Annotated in this window: 20 protein-coding genes, 1 tRNA gene and 2 pseudogenes; 12 read left to right on the forward strand and 11 right to left on the reverse strand. The window is 60.0% G+C overall.

All coding sequences use genetic code 11. From position 1 onward, the window contains the following. Nucleotides 1–9: 9 nt before the first annotated feature. Entirely contained in the window at nucleotides 10–699 is a 690-nt protein-coding gene (locus PSUM_RS08365) for a GNAT family N-acetyltransferase (protein ID WP_033043575.1), read from the reverse strand. A 207-nt stretch (nucleotides 700–906) separates the two neighbouring features. On the opposite strand from PSUM_RS08365, the gene paoA reads away from it, so the two are divergent. From paoA to paoC, 3 genes are read left to right on the forward strand one after another with little or no spacing between them, the layout of a single operon-like run. After that, nucleotides 907–1,530 (forward strand): aldehyde dehydrogenase iron-sulfur subunit PaoA, encoded by a 624-nt coding sequence (gene paoA / locus PSUM_RS08370; protein WP_083350171.1) that lies wholly within the window; start codon nucleotides 907–909, stop codon nucleotides 1,528–1,530. Further along, nucleotides 1,527–2,483, forward strand: a complete 957-nt coding sequence (locus PSUM_RS08375) for an FAD binding domain-containing protein (protein WP_033043574.1) — start codon at nucleotides 1,527–1,529, stop codon at nucleotides 2,481–2,483. The genes paoA and PSUM_RS08375 overlap by 4 nt, the downstream gene beginning before the upstream one ends. Then, nucleotides 2,480–4,678 (forward strand): aldehyde oxidoreductase molybdenum-binding subunit PaoC, encoded by a 2,199-nt coding sequence (gene paoC, locus PSUM_RS08380; protein ID WP_083349339.1) that lies wholly within the window; start codon nucleotides 2,480–2,482, stop codon nucleotides 4,676–4,678. Before PSUM_RS08375 ends, paoC begins: the two co-directional genes overlap by 4 nt. Before the next feature lie 298 nt (nucleotides 4,679–4,976). Here paoC and PSUM_RS32595 read toward each other — a convergent pair. The 5 genes and pseudogenes from PSUM_RS32595 to PSUM_RS08415 form a co-directional block, all read right to left on the reverse strand. Continuing rightward, nucleotides 4,977–5,072: pseudogene (locus PSUM_RS32595) on the reverse strand (hypothetical protein); the annotation flags it as partial. Nucleotides 5,073–5,201: 129 nt separating this feature from the next. Continuing rightward, nucleotides 5,202–6,254 carry a T6SS phospholipase effector Tle1-like catalytic domain-containing protein gene (locus PSUM_RS08390; RefSeq protein WP_020796769.1) on the reverse strand — a complete coding sequence of 351 codons (1,053 nt, stop codon included), beginning with the start codon at nucleotides 6,252–6,254 and terminating at the stop codon, nucleotides 5,202–5,204. A gap of 39 nt (nucleotides 6,255–6,293) precedes the next feature. Next, entirely contained in the window at nucleotides 6,294–6,863 is a 570-nt protein-coding gene (locus PSUM_RS08395; RefSeq protein WP_020796770.1) for a YceI family protein, read from the reverse strand. A 125-nt stretch (nucleotides 6,864–6,988) separates the two neighbouring features. Then, a complete protein-coding gene (locus tag PSUM_RS08400; protein WP_083349341.1) occupies nucleotides 6,989–7,648 on the reverse strand; it encodes a phosphoribosyltransferase in 660 nt (219 codons plus the stop codon). Nucleotides 7,649–9,133: 1,485 nt separating this feature from the next. Continuing rightward, a complete protein-coding gene (locus PSUM_RS08415) occupies nucleotides 9,134–10,495 on the reverse strand; it encodes an MATE family efflux transporter (protein ID WP_033044603.1) in 1,362 nt (453 codons plus the stop codon). A 442-nt stretch (nucleotides 10,496–10,937) separates the two neighbouring features. Here PSUM_RS08415 and PSUM_RS08420 point away from each other — a divergent pair, with 442 nt between their 5' ends. After that, the gene (locus PSUM_RS08420; protein ID WP_083349343.1) at nucleotides 10,938–11,210 is read left to right on the forward strand and encodes a hypothetical protein; all 273 of its coding nucleotides are present in this window, start codon (nucleotides 10,938–10,940) and stop codon (nucleotides 11,208–11,210) included. Between the two features lie 88 nt (nucleotides 11,211–11,298). Here PSUM_RS08420 and PSUM_RS08425 read toward each other — a convergent pair. Then, nucleotides 11,299–11,374: transfer RNA gene (locus PSUM_RS08425), tRNA-Phe, on the reverse strand. A gap of 186 nt (nucleotides 11,375–11,560) precedes the next feature. After that, a complete protein-coding gene (locus PSUM_RS08430) occupies nucleotides 11,561–11,776 on the reverse strand; it encodes a hypothetical protein (RefSeq protein ID WP_020800710.1) in 216 nt (71 codons plus the stop codon). Between the two features lie 167 nt (nucleotides 11,777–11,943). Here PSUM_RS08430 and tspO point away from each other — a divergent pair, with 167 nt between their 5' ends. Both tspO and PSUM_RS08440 read left to right on the forward strand, forming a co-directional pair. Continuing rightward, a complete protein-coding gene (gene tspO, locus PSUM_RS08435) occupies nucleotides 11,944–12,384 on the forward strand; it encodes a tryptophan-rich sensory protein TspO (RefSeq protein ID WP_020800711.1) in 441 nt (146 codons plus the stop codon). 47 nt (nucleotides 12,385–12,431) lie between these two features. Then, nucleotides 12,432–12,974 (forward strand): YdeI/OmpD-associated family protein, encoded by a 543-nt coding sequence (locus PSUM_RS08440; RefSeq protein ID WP_083349344.1) that lies wholly within the window; start codon nucleotides 12,432–12,434, stop codon nucleotides 12,972–12,974. Nucleotides 12,975–13,069: 95 nt separating this feature from the next. Here the strand turns inward: PSUM_RS08440 and PSUM_RS08445 are convergent, their stop codons facing one another. Beyond that, a complete protein-coding gene (locus PSUM_RS08445; protein ID WP_083349345.1) occupies nucleotides 13,070–13,528 on the reverse strand; it encodes a metallophosphoesterase family protein in 459 nt (152 codons plus the stop codon). Between the two features lie 207 nt (nucleotides 13,529–13,735). Here PSUM_RS08445 and gltS point away from each other — a divergent pair, with 207 nt between their 5' ends. Then, nucleotides 13,736–14,950 (forward strand): sodium/glutamate symporter, encoded by a 1,215-nt coding sequence (gltS, locus tag PSUM_RS08450; protein ID WP_033042937.1) that lies wholly within the window; start codon nucleotides 13,736–13,738, stop codon nucleotides 14,948–14,950. Between the two features lie 21 nt (nucleotides 14,951–14,971). Here gltS and PSUM_RS08455 read toward each other — a convergent pair whose 3' ends face one another. Further along, a complete protein-coding gene (locus PSUM_RS08455; RefSeq protein WP_020800716.1) occupies nucleotides 14,972–15,655 on the reverse strand; it encodes a winged helix-turn-helix transcriptional regulator in 684 nt (227 codons plus the stop codon). A gap of 105 nt (nucleotides 15,656–15,760) precedes the next feature. On the opposite strand from PSUM_RS08455, the gene PSUM_RS08460 reads away from it, so the two are divergent. From PSUM_RS08460 to PSUM_RS08470, 3 genes are all read left to right on the forward strand, one after another. Beyond that, nucleotides 15,761–16,702 carry a carbon-nitrogen hydrolase family protein gene (locus PSUM_RS08460; protein ID WP_020800717.1) on the forward strand — a complete coding sequence of 314 codons (942 nt, stop codon included), beginning with the start codon at nucleotides 15,761–15,763 and terminating at the stop codon, nucleotides 16,700–16,702. 55 nt (nucleotides 16,703–16,757) lie between these two features. Then, nucleotides 16,758–17,186, forward strand: coding sequence for a GFA family protein (locus tag PSUM_RS08465; RefSeq protein WP_020800718.1), 429 nt, complete (start codon nucleotides 16,758–16,760; stop codon nucleotides 17,184–17,186). Nucleotides 17,187–17,441: 255 nt separating this feature from the next. Then, nucleotides 17,442–17,762: an isochorismate lyase gene (locus tag PSUM_RS08470; protein ID WP_020800719.1), complete on the forward strand. Its 321-nt coding sequence runs from the start codon at nucleotides 17,442–17,444 to the stop codon at nucleotides 17,760–17,762. Between the two features lie 138 nt (nucleotides 17,763–17,900). Here PSUM_RS08470 and PSUM_RS08475 read toward each other — a convergent pair whose 3' ends face one another. Continuing rightward, nucleotides 17,901–18,383 (reverse strand): cupin domain-containing protein, encoded by a 483-nt coding sequence (locus PSUM_RS08475; RefSeq protein ID WP_033042944.1) that lies wholly within the window; start codon nucleotides 18,381–18,383, stop codon nucleotides 17,901–17,903. A gap of 264 nt (nucleotides 18,384–18,647) precedes the next feature. On the opposite strand from PSUM_RS08475, the pseudogene PSUM_RS08480 reads away from it, so the two are divergent. Further along, nucleotides 18,648–18,929 (forward strand): annotated as a pseudogene (locus PSUM_RS08480) (hypothetical protein); the annotation flags it as partial. Nucleotides 18,930–19,178: 249 nt separating this feature from the next. Beyond that, complete coding sequence (locus PSUM_RS08485; protein WP_083349346.1) at nucleotides 19,179–20,705, forward strand: DUF3300 domain-containing protein; 1,527 nt, start codon at nucleotides 19,179–19,181, stop codon at nucleotides 20,703–20,705. Nucleotides 20,706–20,726 lie beyond the last annotated feature (21 nt).

Here is a 20,726-nt window from a genome sequence, read left to right on the forward strand (position 1 = left end):
GCCTACAAGTTAAACGCGTTTTTCCAATCGCTCGCGGACAAACTCATTGGCCTTGCGCGTCAGCTGGTCCAGATGCCGGTCACGTTGTTTCTCAGCATCGAGCATCGCCCGCTTGCCGTGCTTTTGCAGCAGATAGGTGTGAATCTGCCGCACCTCCAGTGAGCTATAGATGGGCGCCACATCCAGCAGCGCCCTCAAGCCGTCGCTGCCATGATCACGGGTGTTCATCAGCACCTGGGTGGCTCGCACGCCCACCACCTCGAAGCCAATCGACTCGAAGTACGGCACCTTCGCCACTGCGCACGCCAGTTCGGCATGCGGGTAACGACCGACCATCTCGCGCAGCATCCTGCGCGCAATCCCTTGTCGCCGATGACCGGCAACCACCGCCATATAGGCCACGCTGCACGCGTCGGGATCATCCTTGACCGGCAGGTACAACAGGAACCCTGTGACCTTGTCCGGATCGTCCAGGTCCGTGGCGACGATCAACTCCACCTCAATGCCTTTCGTCCCGTTCAAGGCCTCCAGATACAGATGCACTTCGTAGCCGATCGCGTACTGGTAGACGTTGTACAACAGGTTGCTCGGCGCAATGGCGACCATGCTGATGTCGGTCAGGTTGTCGACCACCATCTGCAGGATCTGGCTGTTGACCGACTCAGGGCACGGGGTTTTGTAGTGGGTGATCTGGGGCATTGCGGGGATTGACTCCGGGGAATGGTCGCGACTGCCTATCATAGCGTGCCGGGCCGCGTTACTCGCCTGTCTTGATCGATTCATGAGCCACACGCATAACTCTACCGTTGAAAACCGCTAAAACTTTTCCCTGATCGCGCAGGTCAGTCAATGGATGAGGGCTGTAATCGCCAATCAACCATAGGAAACGCACCGATGCTCGACGTCATGACGATTTCCCGACGAGAACTCCTGATCGTGGGCGTGGTAACCGCAGCGGCCGTGATCCTGCCTCCGTTCATTTCTGCACAGGCATCGGCCGCCAACGCGGCGCACCCGGTCAAGACCAAACTGTCGATCTGGGTGAACGGTGCTCGGCAGGAAATGGAGTTTGACACCCGCACCACCCTGCTCGACCTGTTGCGCGAACACCTGCAGCTTACCGGCTCCAAGAAAGGTTGCGACCACGGCCAATGCGGCGCCTGCACGGTCATTGTCGACGGCCGGCGCATCAATTCCTGCCTGACCCTGGCGGTAATGCACGAAGGCGCGAAAGTCACCACTATCGAGGGGCTCGGAACGCCGGACAAGCTGCATCCGATGCAGGCGGCTTTCATCAAGCACGACGGCTATCAATGCGGCTATTGCACGCCGGGACAAATCTGCTCGGCAGTCGCGGTGCTGGGTGAAATCCGCGATGGCATTCCCAGCCACGCCAGCCCGAATCTCACCGAACCACCCAGGCTGATCGCCAGCGAACTCCAGGAACGCATGAGCGGCAACATCTGCCGCTGCGGTGCGTACTCAAACATCATCGAGGCGATCACCGAAGTCGCGGAGGCCAGCGCATGAGACCTTTTAACTATCTGCGTGCGCAGTCGCCGGCCGAAGCCGCGTCGCTCTCTGCGCAGGTCCATGGCTCGCGATTCATTGCGGGCGGCACCAACCTGTTGGACCTGATGAAACTGGACATCGAGACGCCGACGCAACTGATCGACGTCAACCATCTGGCACTGGATCGCATCGAAGCCACGCCCGAAGGTGGCTTGAGAATCGGTGCGCTGGTCAGGAACACCGACCTGGCCGCCGACCCGCGCATCAGGAAAGATTACGCGGTACTCGCGCGCGCCCTGCTCGCTGGCGCCTCGGGCCAGCTGCGCAACATGGCCACGACCGCTGGCAACCTGCTGCAACGCACCCGCTGCCCGTACTTCTACGACACCCATCAGGCCTGCAACAAGCGCCAGCCCGGCAGTGGCTGCGCCGCCATTGGCGGATTCAGTCGGCAACTGGGCATCATCGGTGTCAGCGATGCCTGCATTGCCACCCATCCCAGCGACATGGCCGTCGCCATGCGCGCACTCGATGCCCATGTTGAAACGGTTCGACCCGATGGCACGACACGCGTCATTGCCATCACCGACCTGCATCGATTGCCCGGTAATACGCCGAACATCGAAACCGCCCTGGCGCCCCACGAGCTGATTACCGCCGTGACGTTGCCGCCGCCAATTGGCGGCACGCACATTTACCAGAAAGTCCGGGACCGCGCCTCTTACGCATTCGCCCTGGTCTCAGTAGCCGCGGTGATCCAGAAGGACAGCTCCGGCCGCGTGGCCCTGGGCGGCGTCGCGCCCAAGCCGTGGCGTGTGGAGAGCGCTGAAACAGCGATGGCCAAAGGCGCAAAAGCGCTCTCGGAACAACTACTGGCCGGCGCCACCCCCACCCATGAAAACGCCTTCAAACTGACACTGGTCGAGCGCATGCTCGCTTCGGTGATGGCGCAAGCGAGGGCCCAGGCATGAAATTCGACACCCCGGCCACCACCAACCCCATCGACCAAGGCAAGGTCATCGGCCAGCCCACCCCGCGCATCGAAGGGCCGCTGAAAACCACTGGCCAAGCGCCCTACGCCTACGAACACCATGACGCCGTGCCGAACCAGGCCTATGGCGTGGTGGTCGGTTCAGGCATTGCCAAGGGGCGCATCGCTACGATGAACCTTGCGCCCGCCGAGTCGGCGCCCGGGGTGATCGCCATCGTCACCGCCGCCAATGCCGGCAAGCTCGGCCAGGGCAAATACAACACCGCCAGGTTGCTCGGCGGGCCAGAGATCCAGCACTACCACCAGGCCGTGGCCCTGGTGGTCGCCGAAACCTTCGAACAGGCCCGCGCCGCCGCAGAACGGCTGGAGATTACCTACACAAGCACAGACGGTGCATTCGATCTGGCCAGCTCACGCGGCTCAGCGGTGGAACCCAAGGAGCAGATGGAAGACACCCTGCATGGGGATTTTGAAACGGCGTTCGCGGCGGCACCGGTGCAACTGGACGCCACCTACACCACGCCTGACCAGGCCCACGCGATGATGGAACCCATGGCCTCGATGGCCGCCTGGGACGGCGACCGCCTGACCCTGTGGACTTCGAACCAGATGATTGACTGGTCGGTCGCCGACCTGGCGACCACCCTGGGCATACCGAAGAAAAATGTGCGTCTGATCTCGCCGTACATCGGCGGCGGGTTCGGCGGCAAACTGTTTATCCGCGCCGACGCGCTCCTGGCAGCCCTGGGGGCGCGCATGGCCGGCAGACCGGTCAAAGTGGCGCTGGCGCGGCCGCTGATCTTCAACAATTGCACCCACCGCCCGGCGACCATCCAACGCATCCGCATTGGTGCCGGCAGCGACGGCAAGATCACCGCCATGGCCCACGAAGGCTGGTCCGGTGACTTGCCAGGCGGCAAGGTGGAACTTGCCGCGCAACCGAGCAAACTGCTGTACGCCGGGGAAAATCGTCGCGTGACCATGCGCCTGTCGACACTCGACCTGCCCGAAGGCAACGCCATGCGCGCACCGGGTGAAACGCCGGGCATGATGGCGCTGGAAATTGCCATGGACGAAATGGCCGAGAAGCTGAAACTCGACCCAGTGGAATTTCGCATTCTCAATGACACCCAGGTCGATCCAACGAAACCGGATCGGCCCTTTTCCCAGCGCCACCTGGTCGAATGCCTGCGTACCGGCGCTGATCGTTTTAGCTGGGGCCAACGGCACACGCAACCGGCCACCCAGCGCGAAGGTCGCTGGCTGATCGGCATGGGGGTTGCCGTGGCCTTTCGCAATAACCTGCTGGTGAAGTCCGGTGCTCGAGTCCGCCTGAATGATCAGGGAATCGTCACCGTGGAAACCGACATGACCGATATCGGCACCGGCAGCTACACGATCATTGCCCAGACGGCCGCAGAAATGCTGGGCGCCAGCCTGGACAACGTGGTCGTGCGCCTGGGCGACTCGAGCTTTCCCGTTTCGGCGGGCTCCGGTGGACAGTTTGGCGGCAACTGCTCGACGGCGGGGGTGTATGCCGCCTGCGTCAAGCTGCGTGAGGCCGTTGCGCAACGCCTGGGGGTGAAGGTCAACGAAGCGCAATTCGCCGATGGCGAAGTGCGCGCGGGTGGTAAAAGCGTGCCGTTGCGCGATGCGGCGAAGTCGGGCGAACTCGTCGCCGAAGACAGCATTGAATTCGGCGAGCTGAGCAAGCAGTACCAGCAATCGACCTTCGGCGCGCACTTCGTTGAAGTCGCGGTCGACAGCGCCACCGGGGAAACCCGCGTGCGCCGAATGCTGGCGGTGTGCGCGGCCGGGCGCATTCTCAACCCGACGTCGGCCCGCAGCCAGGTGATCGGCGCGATGACCATGGGCGTCGGCGCGGCGCTGATGGAGGACCTGGTGGTGGACAAACGCCTGGGCTTTTTCGTCAATCATGACCTGGCCGGGTACGAGGTGCCGGTGCACGCCGACATCCCCCACCAGGAGGTGATTTTCCTCGATGAGACCGACCCGATGTCCTCGCCGATGAAAGCCAAGGGGGTTGGCGAACTGGGTATTTGCGGGGTCAGTGCCGCCATCGCCAACGCGGTGTACAACGCCACGGGAATTCGGGTACGCGACTACCCGATCACGCTGGACAAGCTGCTGGATAAGCTGCCTCCGATGATTTAAGCGCCGGTATCGGAGAATGGCTGACCGATCTACGCTTCGCGTGGGAGTCAGCGGTGCGGCAGGCCTTCAGCAGAATCGACAGGACCTTGAGCCCAATGCAGCGTTTGGAACAGTCGCTGGCCAAGGTAGGGCGAGCGATGCTTGAGGTCACTTTTTCGAGCGTGTCTTGCAACCGCGCGAGACCTTTCCCGAAGCCACCCATTTCCATCAGGTTTGCGATGGCCGGATGCAAATTTATTGACGGCTGCACCAATGCGTTTTTCTTTCCGGGGCAGTACTACGACTATCGCTGGCCACTGTCGGTGTCGTTGGCCAACACGTTGATGGTCACCGGCTGGCCGTTGTTGCTAGCGGCGCTTCCAGGATTGGCCACCGGTTTCTGGTTCCGGCCTTCCCGATACCGAGCCCGACCGCAACCGTACGTTCGGCCTTCGGGCAGACGGTTACGGTGCCGACAGTGGAGCACTGAAGCGCTTGGCGCCCGGACCATGCAAGGTGGACCGGGCGCCACGCAACCGCACCATCAACAGATCTTGTTCACGGGTTTGTAGGCCCCCGCCAGATAGACATCCACGTGATTTTTCGGCCGATAATTGCTGACTGTGATCACCCGTTGCTGCACGGTGTCATCGATGCATTCCTGGCCAAAACATGTCTTGCCGATCGGCCGGAAATAGCGCGCGTTCAACAGTCGGTAGGTGCCCCCCAGGAAGTCCTGATAGGAGTCGGTGATCTCCGGAAGCGCGTTCGGCGGCCGGGGGATTTTTTTCGGATTGAGCTCCAGTCCGCACTCCATCGCCTTGTTCGCCATCCAGCGCAAGGGTATATCCGACAGCGAGTTATCGGCATAACCGCCACCCACGTTGGCATGCGCGCCACAGAACCAGACCTGCTCCATCACTTGATTGGGCTTGGCAATCGGGTCCCATAAGGTGCATTCGTAGTTGGCCCGATGCTCGTCGATGGCGACGGCATGGAAGGCATTGCGCACAATCCCGCTTAGCTCGGTGTCGTGAAACTCGTAGTACTTGTGGTTGAACCACTCGGCCGATTTGAACGGCACGCCCAAGGCGCCGACCGTGTCCCAGACACCCAGGAAATGGATATCGATTTCCCGGGAATAATTCTGGCGAAAGAACTGGGCGTTTTCCGTATCCGCGCTCGAATCGCGGGTGCGGTACAAGGTATAGGCCTCATCAATGCGATCGATGTGCTTTTTCGTCAGCAAGCCGACGTTGCGGATCAGCCCCACCAGGCTACGCGCGGAATAGGCACCGCGACTGAAGCCGAAAATGAACACCTGGTCGCCCTCCTCGTACAGCTTGGCCAGGGCGACATAACCTTCCTTGATTTTCTTCGACAGCCCCACTCCGAAGGCCCCGCCTTCGAGCTTGTCGTACCAGTCGGTGCCCACGCCGGCGACATAGATTTTCTTCTGCGGCGTGCCGTCCTTGTGGCTGGGGAGGATCGCGTCATGCAGCTTGACTACATTGGTGCTGGCGTCGCCATCGATCTCCGGAGCCTGATCAGGCAGGTTCCAGGTGCCGTCGAATGCGACGATGATTTTCTTTGGCATATTCATCTCCCGTCACTGTTCACTACCCCTGCACGCTCGCTAGCGCTGTGGCGCGACCATGCGAAACTGGATATTGATTTCGTTGGAAACAAAACTGTCGGCCCACTCACCTTCCCCGATCTTGAAGTCATTGCGCTTGAGCGTCAGCTCGCCGACGAAGATCCCGACACCGCCCTCGGCCTTGAGCAGAACCGGCACATCCACCTTGCGCGTCAGGCCTCGCAGCGTCAGATTGCCGGTAATCAGGTAGCGGTCTTTGCCGAAATCCTTGATGCGCGTTGATTCGAAGGTCGCCTGCGGATAGCGCTCGGTGTCGAACCAGGCAGGCTTTAGCAGCTCGGTATTGGCGTCTTCACTACCGGCGTCGATGCTGGTCAGATCGATGGTCAGATGGGCGTGAGCTGCCTCGGGGCGGGCGGTATCGAAATCAAGGGTGCCGACAAATTCCTTGAATGTGCCAAAGGCTCGCGTTCCCATCTGGTTGTAGGTGAACCTGATAGTACTGGCCTTGGCATTCACATCCGAGTATTCAACAGCGCCACCCTGCGCAGGAACGCCCAACGCAAGCAGGGCAACCAGGGACGAAAAACGCAGGAATCGAGAGTTCATGGAACACTCCGGGCCGGGGCGCCCTCATGGGCAAGTGTCGAACACACGCAAGCCAGCAACAGGAGGACTAAAGCAAAGAACGACCGTTTATTCCACTGGCCGCACCGATTTGCGACCACTCGTCCCTACATTCCCCACGCCCGTTGCAACAACCCGATGACCTCGGCATCCGACGTCTGGGAAAAATCCATGTACCAATGCCCGATCGACATGAACCAGTCGGGTATGATCGGGCAGATCAACTCATCCACTTCACGGCGCAACGCCTGGACCGTTTCAACCGGCCCCACTGGCACCGCCACCACGATGCGCGCCGGCGCCTGCACACGCACCGCTTGCACTGCCGCCAACATCGAGGCCCCTGTCGCCAACCCGTCGTCGATCAGAATTACCACCTGGTCCTTGAGTTGCACCGGCGCCCGCGTGCCTCGGTAAACCTGCTCGCGACGCAACAGCTCCCGGGTTTCCCGGGCGACCACGGCCTCGAACGCGGCCTTATCAATGGGGTGAGCCCGCAACGCCTGTTCATTACGAATTTCGATACCGCCACTGGCAATGGCGCCCATGGCGTACTCCGGGCGGGACGGAACACCCAGCTTGCGCACCAGCATCAGGTCCAGGCGCACGCCGAGCGCCGTGGCCACTTCATAGGCCACCGGCACCCCGCCCCGCGGCAAGGCCAAAACGATTACATCGGCGCGATGGGCATAGGGGAGCAACGGCTCCACCAGGCGTCGACCGGCGTCGATGCGGTCCCGCAGGATGGATTGCGATGACTGATTCATTTGAAAACCTCCCCGGGCGATCAACACCTGTCGGTTCGCATCACATCATCAATTGTCGGTTCGACGGTGACTGGCAGCAAGCTCGAACACGAGGACAATGCTCAACCGCAATTCCTTGTGGGAGCGAGCCTGCTCGCGAAGACGGCCTGACAGCCGATCCATCTCTCACGGCTGCACCGATCCACTGTAGGAGCCAGGCTTGCCGGCGAAGGCGGCCTCACAGCCAACCCATCTCTCACGGCTACACCGATCCACTGTAGGAGCCAGGCTTGCCGGCGAAGACGGCCTCACAGCCGACCCATCTCTCACGGCTGCACCGATCCACTGTAGGAGCCAGGCTTGCCGGCGAAGGCGGCCTCACAGCCAACCCATCTCTCACGGCTGCACCGATCCACTGTAGGAGCCAGGCTTGCCGGCGAAGGCGGCCTCACAGCCAACCCATCTCTCACGGCTGCACCGATCCACTGTAGGAGCCAGGCTTGCCGGCGAAGGCGGCCTCACAGCCAACCCATCTCTCACGGCTGCACCGATCCACTGTAGGAGCCAGGCTTGCCGGCGAAGGCGGCCTCACAGCCGACTTTTCTCCTTCAGGTGTACATATCCATTCCTGCGGTAACGGCCACTTACGGTTTCGCTTTTACAGCGAGTCACTTGGAAAAACGGAACGCCGCCCGGCCCCAAGTAACCAAGGGCTCTTGCCCCTGGCGTTCGGCCCCTCGCTGAGGCTCGGGGTACCCTCGCTCCGGTCCTGCTCCGTGGGTCGCCGCGATGGGCCATCCTTGGCCCAGCGCGGCTAAACCGGCGTCCTGCCGGTTTACCCACTGCGCAGAACCTCCACTCGGCCTCTCGAGGGGGCAAGAAAATCAAAAGCCAGATCGCAATCAAAAGCGAGGCGGCCGACCGGCCGGCCTGATTGGAAGCCATACGCATACCTCCTGTAGGAGCGAGCATGCTCGCGAAAAACCCGAGAGCACCGGGGGCTACCTGGTGCCCCGCGTCATCGTTAACGACCATCGTCGGAACGCCGCCCGGAGCATGCTCACTCCTACAGGGGATCCAGGGGTATCCGTAAAAGTCAGGTCGTCTGTCAGGCCGCCTCGCTTTTGCTTTTGATCGTGGGCGCCCCGTTAAACCACGATGGCCGAACGCAGGCATTGCGCAGTGGGTAAACCGGCAGGACGCCGGTTTAGCCGCGCTGGGCCAGGGACGGCCCATCGCGGCGACCCACGGAGCAATGCCTTCGATACGGCATGCCGAGCCTAAGCGAGGCACCGAGTGGTGGGGCAAGAGCGTTTGGTTACTTTGCGCCGGGCGGCGTTCCGCTTTTCAAAGTTACCCGCTGTAAAAGCGGAACCATAGGTGGCCGTTACCGCAGCAATGGATATGTACTCAGACAACAATCTCCCACAGGCTCCGACGCGGCATGGATCAACGTTGGCAGAGGCTGATGAAGGAGCTGCCGAAGGCTGCGATCTTGGCGCCTCCCTACACCAGCCGCTCAATCTTCTGATGCTGCCACACCAGCTTGTAGTACAGCGTCTGCAACGCCAGCATCCCCAGATACGCCACCGGAAACGCCATCCACACCCCTTGCAACCCAAACCGCGCATCCAGCAGATACGCCACCGGCAACTGCACACCCACCACGCACACAATCGAAATCGCCACCGGCACCATCACCGTGCCGCTGGCGCGCATGATGCCGCCGATGATCGCCTGGAAGCCGAACACCAACAGGCTCCAGAGCATGATGTGCAGCAAGTGCTCGGCCATGCTGCGCGTCGCGTCCTCGGTGAGGAACGAGCCCAGCAACCAGTGCGACAGCAAATACCCCAACACCACCAAACCTCCAGTCAAACACACGTTGATCATCAACCCCGTGCGCAGGATCGGTCCGATCCGCTCGATGCGGCCTGCCCCGATCGCCTGCGCGCCGAGGATCGACGCCGTGATCGCAATCGACAGCGCCGGGAACTGCACGTAATTGACGATCTGCGTCACCGCGCCGTACGCCGCCGTCGCCTGGGAACCGTGCTGGTTCACCAGCGCCAGGATCACCAGCTCCGACAACGACAACACCACCATCTGCAACCCGGTGGGCAAACCGATGCGCAACACCTTGCCGAGGATCGCCATGTCCAGCTTCATGGCCGCGAAAAACTCCCGGTCGGGCGCCAACGGATGGCCCTTGCGAATCAAACGCCATGCCAGCCACCCCATCGCCGCCAGGTTGCCCGCCAAGCCGGCAAACGCCGCACTCTGAATCCCCATCGGCGGCAAGCCCAACCACCCACGAATCAACGCTGGCGTCAGTGCCAGGCCGATACAGGTCGACACCACCAGCGCCAACAACGGCGACAACGTATCACTCACCCCGCGCAACAACTGCGTGAACAACACAAACACCAACAGCGTCGGCATGAACCACAACATCACATGGGCATACGCCACCGCATCGTCCAGCACATCCCCCGGTGTCCCCAACCCCACCAAGGAAGACCGTGCGAACACACTACCCACCACGGCTGCCACCAACCCGATCAACAACCCCAACAACAACGTCGACCCGGCAATCGCCTTCACCAAATGCGTCTCCCGTGCCCCCCACGCTTGCCCGATCAACACACCCGCCCCCGCACCGAGGCCGATGACCAGGGCGATGAAAAAGAACACGATGGGGAACATGCCGGACACGGCTGCCAGCGCCTGGGTGCCGAGCATCTGGCCGATGTAGATGCTGTTGACGGTGCCAGACATGGATTGCAGGAAATTGGACAGAACCATGGGGGCGAGGAACAGCAGGTAGGTTTTCCAGAGGGCGCGTTGCGGTTGGGCTGGGGTTTGCATTGGGCAGAGGTCCATCTCGACGGCGGGCGTGTTGATTGAGGATAGCTTCGGTGGCTGTAACCAACGGGCGATGACCATCTCAGGTCTGTGTTTGGATTTCCAGCGAAGTGATGGGAAAGGTCTGAGATTTCATCATCACAGGTCCTACATAAAGCTCGGAATGCCTCACCTTGCCCATCGATCCGATGAAGCTTATAGTCCGCCCCGTCGCCCAAATGGCGACTCAGGTTTGGCGACCTGACTGATCGGATGCAAAAGCTCTGTGCTTTCTTGCAGGTGCTTTTGCACGTTCGCAAAGCTGTCTTTATGGCAGCTGTGCGCGGGAGACCTTCGGGTCTGCCGGATTCCGATCCCGGTTCGCCAACCTGCGTACAGCTGTCACCCATTTGTTTGGCGACGAATGAGGGACAGTCCACCTTTGCACTGATCGGAGTTTTCACCTATGGAAAGATACATGCCCCTCACCGGAATCGACCTGATCCCGGCCTCTCTACTCATCGACACTCAAGCCACACTCGACGTTCTGCAAGCCATGGCGGATTACCGCATTCGCACGGTGACGCAGGTACTGGAGAACATCGCCTTTCGCGCAGAGATTGGTTGCGATACGGTGGTATTGTCGGACTTTTCCAAGCTGCTGGCGATTCCGTTGCGTGATGGCTGTGACTTGATGGATGTGATTGGGCGTCGCTTGCGGGCGCAGGCGGCGGAGTAAATGAAAAAACGCAGATAACAAAAAACCCGCACAAGGCGGGTTTCTTGAGGTGTTTCGGGTGGTGTTGGAGCCACCTGAAAGCGAAAGGTGGTGCCCAGAGACGGAATCGAACCGCCGACACGGGGATTTTCAATCCCCTGCTCTACCGACTGAGCTATCTGGGCCGCGGCGCAATTAAACGTTTTTTACTGCTGGGGCGTCAAGCACGAACTCAAAAAAACTTATTAAATACCTATAGTTACGATTAGAAGTAACCAGTTGGTCGTCAGTTTTACAGATTTTTTTGCAAAACCGCCTTACTCGTTTGCTCATAAGCGAAGGACATTGTGAGGAGCAGATAGTCCAGCACCCTAGTTTTCACTCCAATACCTGGCCAGCTCATCCGTGCGATCAGCGACTCGTGGGGTCTTACTGAGCACGACACAGCGAGTCGTACCCACATACTCTTCGATCAGGTAGAGGGTGTCTCCGACGTCGACTCCCATCTCCTGCAATGTCTCATCGGGGATACGAATGCAGCCATCACCCTCCCAGTCCTCAATGACCACTTTTTTGGCGTTGTTCATAAGCACACCTCGGTAATGCTGAAAAAATCGTGATTATTGGCTCACTTTCGGTCAGCAGAAAAATGCCATCCACAAACCCAAACTTTTCACTTCTCCAAGCGTCTTCTACTTAATGCTGCGGACATGCCTTCGCAACTCAAGACACGGAACTCCACAAAGGAATAGTGATGACTTTTTACATTTTTCTCCTGGCCTGCGGGGCTGCGGCCAGCACAGGCGTTTTTTTCCAACCGGGCCAGTGGTACGAATCTCTCGCCAAACCCGGTTTCACGCCCCCCAACTGGCTGTTTCCAGTCGCCTGGACGACTATTTACCTGTTGCTCGCCTGGGCTGGGTATCGGTTGACCCAGATACCTGATAGTCAGGTAGTGCTGGCTTTGTGGGCCGCGCAGATTGCACTGAATACGCTGTGGACGCCGGTGTTTTTCGGCGCTCAACGTATTCTCGCCAGCATGGTGATCCTCGCGCTGCTTTGGCTTGTGGTCGCTGTAATGGTGGTTCTGGCCTTGCGGCTTGATGTGATCACCGGTTTGATCCTGTTTCCATATCTAGTGTGGCTTTGCCTGGCCGGCGCGTTGAACTTCTTCATCTTGCGCAATAACCGCTGATATAAGCCTTCAGGTGCGAATTTAGACTCTACGGTGAGGAGGGCGTGATGATGAAATCCCGATTCGAAGCAAAGCTTCTTCGTCCGACAAAGCCTGGTAATGATACGTCGTGGGCGTTCGTAGTGCTGCCAAGAGAAGTGAGTGAACAACTTCCGAGGCGAGGAAGGACGACAGTCGAAGGCGCGATCAATGGGCACCTTTTCCAGGCAACCCTGGAGCCGGATGGTCAGTTGAGCCATTGGTTGCAGGTCAGTCGCGAATTACTTGAAGCCGCAGGCGCGGCCGTTGGGGATGTGGTTACCCTCGAGCTAACCCCCGTGAAAAAGGAACCCGAACCTGAGATCCCCGCAGATTTTCAGGAGGCACTGGCAGCCACTCCTCAGGCTCATGAAGTCTGGAAGAATACGACGACCCTCGCACGAGTAGACTGGATACACTGGATGACTTCAGCCAAGCAACTCAAGACGCGCGCAAAACGAATAGGTGATGCCTGCGATATGCTTGCATCCGGCAAGAAGCAGGTCTGCTGTTTCGACCAGTCCGGTTTCTACAGCAAGGCCTTCCGGGCGCCCGAGGCAGAAGATTCTTGAATGGGGCATTCCATTGCCCCCTTTACCCCCTCACTTCAGCCTTGCTTGTCGCCCCCTTTCTCAAAGACATGCAACACCCGCCCCTAAGCAAACGTTCACTCCAGCAACGAAACCAGACGCGGCTCAATCGCCCCCTCTTGCACGTCAAGCAACGCCAATGTCACCGGCAACTTGAACCGTCGCGGCCCTGCACTGCCTGGATTGAGGTACAGCCGTTCACCGCACCACTCAATGCACGGCTTGTGGGAATGCCCGGTAATCACCAGCCTCGTGCCTGGCGCCAGCACTGCCGGGGCATCGGCAATGTCATGCACCAGCAACGTCTGCCATCCCTCAAGCTCGAAACTCAGGTGGTCGGCGAGATGTTCCGCCCACGCAGCTGCCAAGTCATTGTTCCCGCGCACGACATGCAGTGGCGCAATCAACGCCAGTTGTTCGAGTACTTCCGGCTTTCCGATGTCGCCGGCATGAATGATTCGTTCACAGCCCTGCAACGCCGCGAGTGCTTCGTTGCGGAGCTGGCCATGGGTATCGGAGATCACGCCAACTTTCATGCAAGGCTCCAGGTCAGTCTCGAGGATATACGCTCCCCTGTTCCGGCGATTGCGTGTTCCGGGATCAGGTGCTTGACTCACTTCGGCGAATCCGGGCCTTGACCACACCCGGATTCATCGGCGATCTGTACTTTCATTGATCCAGGTCGCAAAACCGTGCGATCGACACTGGATAATATTTTTTTGAGGTTTTTCAATAGGCTATAGATGACCGCCCAACTCTTTGCTGTTCATGGCCTGGTGAGTTTCACCCTGGCCATCCTGCTGCTCTTCCTGGGCAAGACACTGGTCCAGCACAGCACCTTGCTGCGTCAATACTGTATTCCAGAATCGGTGGTCGGCGGCTTTGTGTGTGCGGCGGTCACGAGTCTGTTGTACTTCGGTCTCAACATCCAGGTCGAGTTCGATCTGCAAGTACGCGACACCATGCTGCTCTATTTCTTTGCCGGTATCGGCTTGAGGTCGGACATGCGCCAGCTGATCAAGGGTGGGCGACCGCTGCTGATCCTGCTGGTGCTCGCCGCGGTGTTCATTTTCCTGCAGAACGCGCTGGGCATGGGCATGGCCGAGGTTTTCGGGCTTGATCCCAAGGCTGGCCTGATGGTGGGCTCGATTTCCCTCACCGGAGGGGTCGGCACGACCCTGGCCTGGGCACCGCTGTTCGTCGAAAGGCTGGGCATCCAGAACGCGCACGAATTGGGGATCGCCAGCAACACTGTCGGCCTGATTGCCGCTTGTGTGATCGGCGGCCCTATCGCCAACCGCCTGATCCGTCGCCATCAACTGACGCCATCCGGGGATGCGGCGCTGGAAGTCGGCATCCTCGAACAACAGCAAAGCAAGCCATTGGACTACTACGACGTGCTCTGGGCGTGGATGTGGCTCAATTTGACCTTGATGCTCGGTTATGGGCTCAACCTGCTGCTGGTCGATAGCGGGATCACCCTGCCCAAGTTCGTCAGTTGTCTGTTCGCCGGTATCGTCATTCACCACCTCGTGCGGGGGCTGATCGGCGAGCAGCGCCTGAAATCCTGGAGCGGCGCCAGCCAGGGTCTGTCGCTGATTTCCGATGTCTGCCTGGGTATGTTCCTGACCATGGCGCTGATGGGCTTGCAGTTGTGGCAGCTCAGCGGCGCGCTGTTGTTTATCGCTTGCGCATTGACCCTGCAGATCCTGTTGACCGTGCTCTATACGTATTTTCTGGTCTTTCGCTTCATGGGCCGCAATTACGAAGCCAGCGTGATCGCTTCAGGCTTCGGTGGTATTGCGCTGGGTTCCACCGCGACAGCCATCGTCAATATGACGACCGTGACCCAGAAGTACGGTGCGGCTCACCAGGCCTTTCTGATCGTGCCGCTGGTGTGCGGATTCTTCATTGACCTGGTCAACGCCGTGATTATCGGGATGTTCAGTGGGCTGTAGCCGCTCGTTTTGCTTGAACGGCTAACGCGCCGCGCTCCGGGTCCCGGCAAACGCGCTCGTACCCAACCAGCGCCACAGGTTTTGCGCATCCTGCGCTGCGCCATCCACACGCAGCTCTCGCGACTCAAGCACCTCCCGCGGTGTGCGGTCGCCCGCCCATACCTCAGTCAAGGCACGCACGCTTGAATCCACAACGAGCGTCAATTCACGCCCGGGGTCGTCGCGGCACAGGTCTGCCACACCCTCCTCGACCACCAGCCACCACGCTTGCTCGCCGGACCGCGCGTCGCGAAATTTGAACTGGATGACCACCGGTCGGGACGGAAACGTCTCGAGACGCACGAACCGGCGCACGTCCCACATGAGCAGGCCCGCGTCGAGTTGATCATCGCGCAGGCGACTGCCGATCCAGCGCGCGCCCCAATGCCCCAGCGCCATGATGATGGGGCGCAATTCCTCGCCCGCCTCGGTCAGGCTGTACTCCCAGACTTTGCCAACCGCGGTGCGATGCACCACGCCGATTTCTTCCAGATGGCGCAGCCGCTGTGCCAGCAAGCCGGTGGACATCCGGGGGACGCCGCGGTGCAGTTCATTGAAGCGTTTGCTGCCGCACAACAGTTCGCGCACGACCAAGGGTGTCCAGCGCTCGCACAGTGCCTCGGCACCGCGCGCGACCGTGCAGAACTGACCATAGCTTTCGTTCATTGCCTGCACTCCCATCGCTGCAACGCTTCAGATATTGAACTAGCCCCGCGACTTCGCCACGCGCACGCTCAAGTCTCCGACAGCCAACCGCCCCAGGAGAACATCATGACCAAGATCGCCATTATTCAGCGCCCGCCCGTGCTGCTCGATCGCAGCGCGACGATCGCCCGGGCCGTGCAATCGGTCTCTGAGGCCGCGACGGCGGGAGCTTCGCTGATTGTTCTGCCCGAATCGTTCATTCCAGGTTACCCGTCGTGGATCTGGCGGCTGGCGGCGGGAAAGGACGGCGCTGTCATCGGCCAGTTGCATACGCGGTTGCTGGCCAATGCCGTTGATATTGTGAACGGTGACCTGTGCCAATTGTGCGAGGCCGCCAGGGTTCACGCGGTGACGATCGTGTGCGGCATCAATGAATGCGACCGGCGCAATGGAGGGGGCACGCTCTATAACAGCGTAGTCGTTATCGGCGTGAACGGCGCCGTGCTCAACCGACACCGCAAACTGATGCCCACCAATCCCGAGCGCATGGTGCATGGCTTTGGTGATGCGTCCGGGTTGCGCGCGGTGGATACACCGGTTGGCCGCGTGGGGGCGCTCATCTGCTGGGAAAACTACATGCCGCTGGCGCGCTACGCGCTGTATGCCCAAGGGGTGGAAATCTATGTCGCGCCCACTTACGACACTGGCGAGGGCTGGATCAGTACGATGCGTCACATTGCCCTCGAAGGCCGCTGCTGGGTGCTTGGCAGTGGCACCGCGCTGCGCGGCAGCGACGTCCCTGACGACTTCCCGTCCCGTGCGCAACTGTTTGCCGATCCAGACGAATGGATCAACGACGGCGACTCGGTGGTGGTCAATCCCCAAGGCCGGATCGTGGCCGGCCCATTGCACCGAGAGGCAGGCATTCTGTATGCGGACATCGACGTCTCACTCGTGGCCCCGGCACGGCGGGCGCTCGACGTCACCGGGCACTATGCACGCCCGGACATTTTCGACCTGCAGGTGCGACGCACGCCGGCGACAGCGGTGCGCTACATCGACGGGTGAAGACAGGTAACGTTTGTGCGAGCTATCGCCTGACCATTGATCAAGGAGTCATGCCATGAACATTGAACAGTCTTACAAAGGCAGTTGTTTTTGCGGTGCGGTCGAGTTCACCGTCAGCGGTGAGCCGGCCGCGATGGGCTATTGCCATTGCGAGTCTTGCCGGCACTGGTCGGCGGGGCCGGTCAATGCCTTCACCCTGTGGAAACCGGAGGCGGTGCAAGTGACTCGGGGCGCCGACAACATCGGCACCTACAACAAGACACCACAGAGTTACCGCAAGTGGTGCAAGACGTGCGGCGGACATCTCTTCACCGAGCACCCGGGGATGGGACTCATCGATGTGTATGCTGCGCTCATCCCGGATCTTGAGTACATGCCAGGGGTTCATGTGCATTATCAGGAGTCGGTGTTGCGTATTGAAGATGGATTGCCGAAGTTCAAGGATGTACCGAAAGAATTGGGAGGATCGGGCATTAGCATGTAGGAGCGAGCATGCTCGCGATGGTCGTTAACGATAACACTGTAAACTTGGCACCCCACGGCGTACGGTCTTTCGTCGGTACGCCGCTCGGGACAACAATGGGCACAAAGTTGAAGGCAATCAAGAGAGCCGGTGCCATGCAATTGCCTCGAACCCAATGAAATTGGGATCATGCAACGAGTGCTAATGTGAGATTAAATGAGAAGCATGCTTCGGCGGCGCTTCGACGATGGACTGAAAAATAACGGAGTTACCTACATGGAAGTTTTCACCCAGTTGCAACCCGCGCAATGCAAAGGAATGGAGGACATCAGACGTGAGATCGATGCCCTCGACCAGGCCGTTATCAAGTTGTTAGGCAGGCGATTCCAGTACGTGCTTGCGGCTTCGAAATTCAAGACCTCTGCGGCCTCGGTGCGTGCTCAGGAGCGCTTCACTACCATGCTGGCAACACGTCGAGAATGGGCCGAGGCCGAGGGCCTGAGCCCGGACGCAATCGAAAAAATGTATAGCGATCTGGTTAAACATTTTATTGCCGAGGAGATGAAGCACTGGTCGGCGCAATTGTCCGAGACCTGACCCCGGTGCTTTGCATGTCCAACCCCTTGCAACCTGGATATGCGCTGTAGGAGCCGGCTTGCTGGCGATCGCAGTTCATCAGGCGACATTAGTGTCGACTGCACGTCCGCGATCGCCAGCAAGCCGGCTCCTACAGGATTAGCGAGGATCGTCATGGCTATCCACATACTCAAGCCCCAACGGACCCGTCCCGTAGACCTGCGAGATGTACTCACCTGATTTTGCCCAATGGAAGTGCGGCGTATTGGCCGGGAGTATCACGACGCTGCCCGGCCCGTAGGCAACCAGCTTGTCCGGATCGAAAACCGTTCCGAAGCCAATATAGAAAACACCGGACATGACGGTGTAGATACGATCTTCAGGATGAACATGGGGCATTAATCGAATGCCGTTGGGCACTTTGACTCGTACCACGTAGGGTGCTGGCTTGCTCGGGTCGCCGGCGATAACAGCCAGTTTTACCTCTTTGGGGAAGGCGGGGAAGCTGCGCCATTCCACGTCCTCATTATGCAAGGAAGCGGTTTTATCGAGTGGCAAGGGTTGTGCCTGAGTGGACGGCATGATTGCGCTTGCAACAAGAAGTGCTGCCAGGGCAGTTGTTTTCATAATGCGTTGAACCATGAGAGTCACCTTGACTACGCCATAAACAAATCGTCAGGCTGACTCTATGGGCGATTGGCGTTGATGATAACGATGTGATTGGGCATTACAGTTGATACGCAATGTAATCAATGCCCGGTGCCGCATCATCACGCTAACAAGGGGTCGCGAGCGGCCCCTATCAATCACATCGATGTTCACCATCACTTCAATGAAGTTCTCTAAAAAAATCCGCGGCGTAACATCAGCTCCATACCAACCAACAACACCCCGGAGCACACGATCATGAAACGCCAAACCCTCCTCAGCATCGCTTTCTCGGTTTTCGCAGTTAACGCTTTTGCCGCTACCTCTGTTCAGCCTGTGGTGGCTGAAGGTGGCTCGGATCGTCTGATTGAAAGCCGGGTGGCCGAGGGTGGTTCGGATCGCTTGATCGAGAATCGCGTCGCAGCCGATGGTTCGGACCGCCTGCAAGGCAACACCGTCGCCGCCGATGGCTCCGACCGCCTGCAAGGCAACACTGTCGCCGCCGATGGCTCCGACCGCCTGCAAGGCAACACCGTCGCCTGACCCCATCGCTGCACCGCACCCGCAAAAAGCCCGGCCTGATCAGCCGGGCTTTTTCGTGTTCACTGCACTGAGCGGCATCCATCGACTGCTATTGGTCCGGGAACCGAACGTATTCCGGGCAGATTTTTTTTGTTTGCTACTATCAATGGACGGCGTCGAAGTTGAGGTCCGGGTTTGCACGGTCGGCTCGCATTCACCTGGCATTGATCCACTCATTTCAAATCTGCCTGACCACAGGGAGCTGTGATGCGTACTCCATTTTTTTACGTGTTGTCAGCGATTTTTTTTCTGAGCAGCCCGCCCCTCGTGGCGCAGGCGGCGGATACAGCCCCCACCCCGACAGCCAGCCCTGCCAATACGGCAGCGGCCACGGTGCCCGCCAAAGACCCGGTATTTACCCAGGAACAGCTGGATCAAATGCTCGCGCCCATCGCGCTCTACCCGGACCCGCTGCTGGCACAGGTGCTGATGGCGTCCACCTATCCCGGGGAAGTCGCCGAGGCCGTCACCTGGTCGAAGGCTCACCCAGACGCCAAGGGCGATGACGCGGTTAAGCAAGTGGCGAACCAGCCCTGGGACCCGAGTGTGCAGGCGCTGGTTGCCTTCCCGCAGGTCTTGGCAACACTGGGGCAGGATCCGGTCTGGGTCCAACGCCTGGGTGACGCCTTCCTGGCGCAGCCCGACGACCTCATGAATGGCGTGCAACGCTTGCGTCGCCAGGCCCAGGCAGCCGGTAACCTGCAGAGCAACCAATATCAGAACGTAACGATCCAGAACGCTGCGCCACCGCCCCCCGCATCGACCGCCACGACCACAACGCAGGCTCCGGCCCAGGCCCCCGCCAGCAGCACCTCCACCATCATCATTCAGCCGGCCGATCCGCAGGTGGTGTACGTCCCCACCTACAACCCGACAACCACCTACGGCACCTGGGCCTATCCCGCATCGCCACCTGCCTACTATCCGCCGCCGCCCGCCTATTACCCCGGTCAGGCGCTGATGGCCGGGCTGGCGTTTGGCACCGGTGTGGCCATCGTCGGTGCGCTGTGGGGTGAATGTGACTGGGGTAATAACGACGTCGACATCGACGTCAATCGCTACAACAACATCAATGCCAACAACCGCATCACCAACAATCAGAACAAGTGGCAGCATAACGCCGCGCATCGCAATGGCGTGCCCTATCGGGACAACAGGAGCCGCGAACAGTACGGCCGGCAACTGGGAGGTGCCAGTCAGCGCCAGGCCTATCGAGGGGACAATGCCCAGCGCGCCCAGGCGCGTGAAAATGCCCGTAGCTCGATGGACCGGCACGGTATCGAACGACCTGCCACCAGCAACCTTGAGGCCCGTGATCGGGCGCGCGAAGCCCAGTCCAGGGCCTCGGCCGGCAATCGGATGCAAGCCGAAGCAGACAGGCCGAAAGCGGCCGATAGGCCGAGGGCTGCTGACCGGAGCCAAAATACCGCCAGAAATACTCGGGAGAATCAGCAATCGAGAGTTCAGCAACCGAGGAATCAGGCCAACCAGACGAATCAACGTGCACAGACGCGCCAGGCGGCGCAAAACCGCCAGGCCTCGCCGGCCGTCAATAGAGGCAGTGCCCGCAACAATGCCTTCGCCGGTGCGCGTTCGCCGTCCCAGGCCAACCTGCAAGCCAATCGTGGCCGGGCCAGCCAGGCTTCCTTCCAGCGCCCCAACGCCTCGAGGGCAGCCGGTCATCAGATCAGTCGGCCATCCGGCGCAGCGCGTTCAAGGGGGGGCCGCCGTTGAATAACCATCCTCGAGTAAAGG

This window comes from Pseudomonas umsongensis, from assembly GCF_002236105.1.
GTDB lineage: Bacteria > Pseudomonadota > Gammaproteobacteria > Pseudomonadales > Pseudomonadaceae > Aquipseudomonas > Aquipseudomonas umsongensis.